Consider the following 9,208-nt stretch of genomic DNA (forward strand, 5'->3'; position numbering starts at 1 on the left):
AAAATCATGAGCGTAAATTTATGGTTTACCGTCACCACAAATATCTGTGCCTATCTTGATGGATTAATATTTGCTTTTCTCCTCCAGCTTGAGTAGGCAATATAACTAGATTTTATTAGATTATGAGAGTAAACTCAAAATATTTTGACGTGCATAACCTGCTGATATATCTCTTTGTTGCAAGATAGATAGAATTTTCTTGAGTTCCTCCTCAAGTCGCTGTTTGTCCCGTAACTCAGCATATAACTTTTCTTGAATTGGTTTAACAATCCGTCTAATTTGCTCTTGGCAAAGTAGCTCATATTGAGGAATTTCTGTGATAAAACTATGACTAATAAAAAGCTCAGAACCTTGAAGAATTTGACTTTTAATTATTTGAAAAATCTGGTGATAATTATCTTCAACAAATCTATTGGTTATATATTTCAAAATTACCGGATCTAACGTATAGAGTATGGGAATTTCTTCTAAGTTTTTCTCAACTAGAGAACGCCCCTGTATTAAATTATCCAGAGTGTAGAATAGCTGATTATAAGATAATAATTGATGTGTATCTTGTACTAGTTGCTCCCATGAAGCTGTGTTACGTCTGATAGCAATCCAATAAATAACATTTTTTCCTGAATCTGATAGTTGTTGAAATTGCCGATCTAAAAAATCAGTAATATCATCATCCACAAATATTGATGTCCCTTGAACAAAACCTGAGACTTCACCCGCAAATACTCCTTTAACCATCTGCGCAATTTTCTTAAGTATCCAGGGGTTACTATAGCGCCTGCTAAACTCTTCCAGTTCATCTTCTTGACCAAAAAGACCTTCTGCTTTTAATATTTCTTTTGCATCTTCGCAGTTCAAACCTCCCAGTTGTTTAAAGCGAGTTAATTGTCCTTCCCAAGTTGCAGTATTTTTGGGTTTTTCTCGACTGAGCAGCAATACACTGCTTTGATGGGCTTCTCTTGTAACTCGTCTTAACAATTCACAGTAATCGCTATAATCCTCACTATTACTGCCCATAATCTCTTCCCAATCTTCCAGTACAAGTAAACATCGGTGCTGGCGTAAAGACTGTATTAGTAATGAGATACCCACATTTTCTTGTCCTCTGGATAAGAATTGCACTACTTCTGTCAGGATTGTTTGAAAAGGTGGTGCAGAATTTAAAGAACGCCAGATTATATAATCATATTTATCAGCGATTTTTTCTACTAACTGACGAGCCAAGGCGGCTTTTCCAATTTTCCCCATCCCGTGGATGACGACTAATCGACAACGTTCCTGAATGAGCCATTGCTGAAGTTCGGTTAACTCTTGTGTGCGACCATAAAAACTAGATGGAGGAGGTGCTTGGCTCAAGTCTCTGCTGCGATCTACTTCATTTTCCGCTATATCCTGCCAGTTTAAGTCCAAAATCTCACAGAAAACCTTGAAAGTCTCAGGATTGATAGCTTCTCTCGCTTCTCGAAACCGCTTCCAAGTAGCTAATGATACAAAGTAGTGTTCTTCTGATTCGATGTTATCCCAGTTTTTATTTGGTTCTAGGATTTGACTTGCTTCCCTAAGAAATATTTGATCAATATTCCAACCCTTTTTAATTTTGCCTCGCTGCTCAATTATTTCCCTCTTCGCTTGCTCAATCTTTTCAATTCTGGCTTGCTTAATTCTGATTTTTCCTTGTTCGGAAGCTTTTAAAGTTGTACGCGGCATGAATTGTCTACTTAGTCAAATGTATTATTTTTACTTAAATTCTACAAACTGAGGCTCCTCATCCGAGTTTTCTCCTCGCTAGGATGTGACAATTTTGCGTGCTTGTCCTCAAGCATTAGGGTATACAACAACACACATAGGTTAGCTGACAATTCCTGTTTCAGCCCGTTTGTTGTTGCACTCACAGATTAACTTGCCAATACTTAAGTTTCTTCTAGATTACGCCTACTTCCTCCAAATTATTACTTAAGTACAAATTTTTAAACAAAGTCAACACTTTGGCAAGAGGCAAAAAGTATTCTAGGTTACATATAGCCACAGCTACGGGTTCAGCTTGAAGAGTTTGCTCATAAAGTATCAGAGGTAACTCATTTTATATCGTAAATTTCATCTGTATATTCAACCATTAAGTTCAAAATATTCAACATCTTCAGCTTATTCACTCAATTTATTCAAGGTATCAAATTATTTCACCAATCTAGGTTAAGCTCGCTACGAGGAGTAATTTCCAGCTAACCGATGGGCACTGAAAAAATATTGGAACTCATAAGAGCGGCGAACGATCTGGTTCGCCCCAAAACAAGAAGGTCTTCGACAGATGTTCAAAAGTGTATCCTTCAGCAAATTGCCGATTTATTCTTTTCACATCTAAATTACAAATCTTAATAAGCACCACTTGTGAAGATACAGAAAACACGGAATAATAATTTAACTGCTATTTTTAAGTAAAAATACTTCCGTATTTTACTTTTAAAAGCATTAATTATTCTCCGGTTGTAGTGAATATAGAAGAGTTAGAAAGGATGACATCACCATGCAACACAGATTATTTTCGAGTATCTTAGCTGCAAGCGCGATCGCCCTAAGCAGCATTACAACTATCAGTCAGCCCAGCAATGCTCAAACTAATACCTACTTTTGTGGCAACAGTAAAGACGGCGTACCAACTACATTTGCCCGGACAGCAGCAGGGGATAAGATAGCAGTAATTCGCTGGGAAAGAAAAAGAAAAATCGGCGGTTATACCCCTCAAGAGCGTTGTCAGGAGGTTTCTCGTAGATTTCAGAGTGCCTCTGAAGATGGTGTCTTGAATTACCTAACCACTGATATCAAGAACAGTCAAAAGGTTCTGTGTGCTGCTAAAAGATACGGAGAATCTTGCAGTCACTTACTGCTCACACTTGTACAAGATGATGCTAGTAAAGCAGATGATGATGCTAGTAAGGCAATCGAAAATTTGAGACTACTTGGTTTTGGCGCAGCAGGTCCCTTAATTCAATCTTCCGATGGCTCTCCTCGAACCTTTATCGATATGTATAAGTTACTACGCGAAGCACCAAGAGAAAAGTAGAACTAAGCAGCTGTATTCAAAATAGAAAATACACCCCTAGTCCCAAACTCCCTGCCTGGGTAAATGGGTTGTACGGGAATTAGGGGTAATCATAGTCAGACATAATGGCAAACATAATACCCGTAGAACTGTAAGATGAGAAAAGAACAAAAGAATCATCGCTCACTAGCTTTGGTTGCTTGGATGAGCAGCTTGTTGATGCTACCAATGTTGGGTTTTTACCTCAGTGTTTCTGCGCCCAACGCTGTCGCACAACAGCAAGCCTCCCAGTCTGAAGAGCAATTGAAAAAGCTAGCTAAGTCCATAACTGTCAGAATTATCTCTGGAGATAGGGGCGGTTCTGGTATATTGCTGATGAAGCAAGGTTCGCTGTTTACACTTATCACCAACAAGCACGTTTTGGAAGCAGGCAAACCACATCTCATTCAGACAGCCGATAGTCGAAATTATAAAGGCGAGGTAGTCAAGGGAGTCAATTTTGGTAATCGGGATTTGGTTTTATTGCAGTTTCGCGCTAATGTTAATTACCCTGTAGCATCCTTGGGAAACTCAGCCTTAAAAGAAGGTGATAAAGTGTTTGCTGCTGGCTTCCCATTTAAGGATAATCCGTCTGAGGCAAGGCAGTTTGACTTTAGAACCGGGCAAGTTTCGATTTTGTTAGAAAAAAAATTACAGGGTGGGTATCAGATTGGATACACCAATAAAGTGGAAAAGGGTATGAGCGGAGGACCTCTGCTAAATATCCAAGGTCAGCTAGTTGGCATAAATGGCATCCACGCTCAACCGCTCTGGGGCAATCCCTATGTATATGATGATAGTACTCAACCTAATGATACACTGCGGCAGCGGATGAAAAGCTCCAGTTGGGGAGTACCCATTCAGATATTGGCACAGTTAGCTCCCCAATTCGTCCCAGCAGAGATAGCACAACAGTGGCGGACTGAAGTTAAAGCAGATACTGTACCTGTACCTCAGTTGACAAATCGGGTTGACAGTATTGCCAAAGAGATTACAGTGCTGATCGATTCATTAACTGACAAGGGTTCGGGAGTGATTGTCGCCCATAAAGGCAATACCTATTATGTTCTCACTGCTGGACATGTAACAAGAGGCAAGGGACAGATTAAAGTGTTTACCCCAGACGGGAAGGAATATCCGGTAGACATTAGCAAAGTCAAAACTTGGGGGGATGGTATAGACCTAGCGTTGTTGCAGTTCACTAGCAATGAAAGATATCAAGTAGCTACTTTGGGAAACTATGGCTTGGACTTTGAAGACCAAGTAATTTTTGTCTCTGGGTTTCCTAAGTCAAAACAAGCAAATGTCAAATCCAGCCGTGAGTTCAGCGCTGGGTTTCTTTTCGGTTGGAGTAGAGCTGCCAACCACGCCAGGGATGACCGCTCTTTGTCTAGCGGATATGAGCTTGTATACACCAACATCACCGCAGAAGGCATGAGTGGCGGACCTGTGTTAGATATTGAGGGACGCTTGATTGGGATTCATACAGCAGCAGAAGCTGTTAAAGGAGAAAAACTAAGTCCAATCCCAGAAAAAACAACTCAGAAACCCAAACTCGAACTAGGTTATAGCTTGGGTATCCCGATTCGCACATTTTTAGCAAAGATAAAGCAAGAAAACACTGCTCTTAACTTCACACAAAAGAGTTCTCCACCAGAGCCACTTACTGCTTCACAACAAGATGAAATCGTCAGAGCTTCTCTAAATTTAAAACAACCGGAAAGTAGCTCTGATGAAATTGAATGGCTAAATTTTGGTAATAAACTGTGGCGATTACGTCGGTACGAACAAGCAGAGCAAGCTTTTGAAAAAGCAATTAATATAAAGCGGGATTTTGATGAGGCTTGGTACGCACATGGTATGGCGCTGATACGTCAAGAAAAATATAAACAAGCCATTGCATCATTTAAAACAGCCATTAATCACAATCAAAAGTCCGATCAAGCTTGGCGTCAGCTTAGTGATGCATTTTTTTACTCAGGGGAATACGAAGAAGCACGCAAAGCCATTGAGAAAGCGATTGACTTGAGACCTGATGATTTTATCCTTTACAATTGGCTAGCTAGTGCACTAAATGGGTTAGGGCGTTACCCAGAAGCGCTGGAGGCGGGCAAAAAATCTATTGGAATTAATCCCAATAGTTCTGAGAGTTACATCCGGCTCGGTCAAACTCGTGAGTACTTAAATGACTACTCTGGAGCAATTGACGAGGTAAACAAAGCCTTGGCACTTCAGCCAGACTTAACCTTTGGCTATCACCTTCGAGGTAATCTCCGCTCTTTGCAGAAGGAGTATACTGAAGCGCTTACTGATTTAAAGAAAGCTATAGACTTACAGCCGAAATATTTTGCTGCCTACATCACCCGTGGAACAGTCTACGCCAGAATGGGAAACCGTCAAAAATTTGATGAGGATTTTAAGCAAGCTCTGCGCCTCAAGCCTGACAGTGCAGAGATTTACTCCGAACGGGGTTATGCTTACTCGCTGCTGGGAGAAACTCAGAAAGCAATTGACGATTACACGCAAGCCATACGCCTCTCTCCTCAATTCGCCTACCAGTTCTACACAGAGCGGGGGATTGTCCGTTCCACGAAGGAAGACCATCAAGGGGCAATAAACGACTACACCGAGGCTTTGAAATCCCGACCAACCTATGTCCCAGCATATATGTATAGAGGTTATGCTTACGCTAAAATAGGGAAACGACAGGAATCCATTCGGGATTTCGATAAAGCTGTGAGCCTCCAACCTCAAAATGCCTGGGTTTACACAAACAGGGGATATGCGCGATTTGTCTTGAAAGATAATAAGGGCGGAATGGAAGATTATAACACAGCCATCAAAATCGCTCCAGACCTAACACATTTAATCTACGCTGCTCGGGCTTATGCTAGAAAGGAGCAGAAAGACTATGAAGGAGCGATTGAGGATTATAGCCAAGCGATTAAACTCAAACCCAATAACGCGGAACTTTATCAAAAGCGGGCTAGTGTCAGATCAGAGCAGAAAGACTATGAAGGAGCGATTGAGGATTATAGCCAAGCGATTAAACTCAAACCTAATAACGCGGAACTTTATAGCAACCGGGCTTATGCCAGATATGAGCAGGAAGACTATCAAGGAGCGATTGAGGATTACAGTCAAGTGATTAAACTGAAACCTGACGATGGTTATGCTTATGGCTTTAGGGGTTTGGCTTATAGAGAGTTAAAAAACAAACAAAATGCGATTAATGATTTACAGAAAGCTGCCCAAATCTTTCGTGAAGGAAATAATATGAAAAGTTACAATTCAGCACAGGACGCAATCCGTAGACTTCAACAACAGTAAAACTACAAGAATGCATCTTGAGGCATGCACCCTGCCTGCGTAATAATAGCACCAGCCGACACATCACTCTCCCCCACAATAAAATCAAGGATACACCCGCCAAATTTTAACAGTCTGATCCACGCTGCCACTAGCTAAGGTATTACCATCAGGACTAAAGGCTATAGAGGTAACTTCTTTGGTATGCCCTTGTAGGGTGCGGATTTGCTGTCCACTTGCGGTATTCCACAGTTTTACTGTGTGGTCGGCGCTACCACTAGCAAGTATCGTCCCATCAGGGCTGAAGGCGATCGCATTCACTGCATAGGAGTGACCTTTTAGAGTTTGGCTTTCTTGTCCGCTTGGGAGATTCCACATTTTTATAGTCTTGTCAGCACTACCGCTGGCAAGAATTATTCCATCTGGGCTAATGGCGATTGCGTTCACTGAAGACGAATGCCCTGAAAGGGTGCGGTTCTGTCCGCTTATTATATTCCACAGTTTAATGCTGTTATCACCACTACCACTGACCAAAGTTTTTCCATCGGAACTGATAGCAACTGATTTTACCTGTTGGGAGTGCCCTTGGAGAGTTTTGATTTCCTGTCGGGTTGACAAATTCCACACTTTGATGCTGCCATCAAAATTACCACTGACAAGAGTTTGTCCATCTTGACTGAAGGTGATGGATTTAACTGCGTTACTATGACCTTGGAGAATGCCAAGCTCCTGTTTAGTTACAAGATTCCATAATTTGATGGTGTTTTGACCACTTCCACTAGCAACCGTATTGCCATCTGAACTGATGGAAACGGTATAAAGCCGCCCAGAATTCCCTTCTAGAGTGTTAAGTTTCTTGCCAGTCGCTAAATCCCACAGTTGAAGTGTGGTGTCCCAACTGCCACTGGCAAGAGTTTTTCCATCTGGGCTAAGGGCGACGGAAGTAACAACGTTGGAATGTCCACTCAAAGTTTTCAGCAGACTGGAGTTATCAATGACAGGGATTACAGGGGGGCGAGATGAGTGAGATTTCCACCAATATAGACCCCCAATACCCAAAATTAGTATGGCACCACCAACCAGCAGTGGATTTTTGCGCTTGTTATTATTGACTGGCGTTGGCTGAGGAATCAAGTCTTTAATTACTTCATCCGCTGATTGATAGCGCTCCTGGATGTTTATTTTCAAGAGTTTATCGAGAACATTTGCCAAATCACTACTAATTGGACTTGTCAAGTATTGTTGCCAATTAGGAATCCAGCTATAACCTTGCATTGTCCACAGTTGAAAAGAAGAAACCCCAGTCAGCAGATGAAAGCAGGTAGCTCCCAAAGCAAACAAATCACTAGCTGGGTAAGCTTCTCCATTCCGTATCTGTTCTATAGGACTGTAGCCATTTGTGCCAATAGTCGTTCCTGGTTTGCTCTGCACTGTTTCGCTTAGTTCCTTGGATGCACCAAAATCAATCAGCACCAAACGCCCATCACTGTTTCGGTGCATTATATTCTCTGGCTTGATATCCCGATGAATCACTTGGCGCTGGTGAATAAACTTGAGTACAGGCAACAAGTCTAGTAAAAACTCCCGAATTTCCTTTTCGTTATACTTTTTCCGTTGTTGCAAATCCTTGAGTAAATTCTGCCCATCGATAAACTGTTGCACTAAATACAAATTGTTATCTTGCTCAAAGTAAGCCAACAAAGTTGGAATTTGCGGATTTTCACCCAACTGTTGCAGTAGTTTTGCCTCTGCTTCAAATAGTTGCTTTGCCTTAGAAAGCACTCTAGCAGTCTGAACTTTAGGAGCTAATTGCTTGACTACACAGATTTCGTTCAGTTTATCTATATCTTCTGCCAGATAGGTTCTACCAAAGCCACCGTCCTTGGAAAGCAATCTAGTCACGCGATAGCGTCCCCTCAGTAGAGGAATCAGTGGTGTCTGGCAACTTTGGCAAATATTGTTACCATCAGGATTTTCAGGGTTTGGACAATCGGGATTCAGGCAACAAATCATATGCCTTATGACGCTTTAATTAGATTTAGTTTATAGTAATTTTTGCTCCGCCACCCAGATTATACTTAAGAAACAAGCTAAAAATATTGTTTGATATCAACTTTACTATTACTGACACTTATTACTTTTTTGTATTTTATTTACATTGATACTTACGTGATTTATGGTAAGAGCGGATTTATACATCCGGAAAATGTCACGAAATTTAACTACTCCTTGATAGCAAGAAGATTATTTATAATGTAGTATAGGGCGTTGCAAGGCTTTAGTTATAAAGTATCGGATATATCATTCATTTTGTGCTGTAAATTTCATCTGTATATTCAGCTGTTAGTTCAAAATCTTCAACATTTTCAGCTTGTTCACTCAATTTATTCAATGTATAAAATTATTTCAGCTATCTAGGTTAAGCTCCTTAAAAGGAGTAATTGACAATTAACCGATGGACAGAGAAAAAATATTGGAACTCATAACAGTAGCAAACAATTTAGTGGACTCTCAAACAGGAAATTCTTTGACAAATGTTCAAAAGTCTATCCTTCAACAAGTTTTGTCAGGTAAGAAGCTCAAAGATGTTCAGGTTATAGGGTACTCTGACAGTACCGTGCAGCGAGTCTTTTGTCCAAAACTTTGGGAACTATTGTCAGAAGCTACAAAAGAAAAAGTACGTATTAATACTATTAGATTAGTGTTAGATAAGATAACAAACACGCAGCAAGACAGTAGTAATAATGCTGACTTTTCCCGTTAAGTCTCTATAGCAAGCTGCCAACCCTCGCAGAGGTCGTGTAATTTTAACCAACCTCGCCA

At 40.7% G+C, this 9,208-nt stretch carries 5 protein-coding genes; 3 read left to right on the plus strand and 2 right to left on the minus strand.

Going from position 1 to position 9,208, the window contains the following annotated elements:
* Nucleotides 1–120: 120 nt before the first annotated feature.
* Entirely contained in the window at nt 121–1,707 is a 1,587-nt protein-coding gene (locus ICL16_RS38235; protein WP_190836796.1) for an NB-ARC domain-containing protein, read from the minus strand.
* Nucleotides 1,708–2,521: 814 nt separating this feature from the next.
* Here ICL16_RS38235 and ICL16_RS38240 point away from each other — a divergent pair.
* The gene (locus tag ICL16_RS38240; RefSeq protein ID WP_190836797.1) at nt 2,522–3,058 is read left to right on the plus strand and encodes a COP23 domain-containing protein; all 537 of its coding nucleotides are present in this window, start codon (nt 2,522–2,524) and stop codon (nt 3,056–3,058) included.
* Between the two features lie 135 nt (nt 3,059–3,193).
* Entirely contained in the window at nt 3,194–6,406 is a 3,213-nt protein-coding gene (locus tag ICL16_RS38245) for a serine protease (protein WP_190836798.1), read from the plus strand.
* 84 nt (nt 6,407–6,490) lie between these two features.
* Here ICL16_RS38245 and ICL16_RS38250 read toward each other — a convergent pair whose 3' ends face one another.
* Nucleotides 6,491–8,398, minus strand: coding sequence for a serine/threonine-protein kinase (locus ICL16_RS38250; protein WP_190836799.1), 1,908 nt, complete (start codon nt 8,396–8,398; stop codon nt 6,491–6,493).
* Nucleotides 8,399–8,840: 442 nt separating this feature from the next.
* On the opposite strand from ICL16_RS38250, the gene ICL16_RS38255 reads away from it, so the two are divergent.
* Entirely contained in the window at nt 8,841–9,149 is a 309-nt protein-coding gene (locus ICL16_RS38255) for a helix-turn-helix domain-containing protein (RefSeq protein ID WP_190836800.1), read from the plus strand.
* Nucleotides 9,150–9,208: the final 59 nt, after the last annotated feature.

The organism is Iningainema tapete BLCC-T55, assembly GCF_014698965.1.
GTDB lineage: Bacteria > Cyanobacteriota > Cyanobacteriia > Cyanobacteriales > Nostocaceae > Iningainema > Iningainema tapete.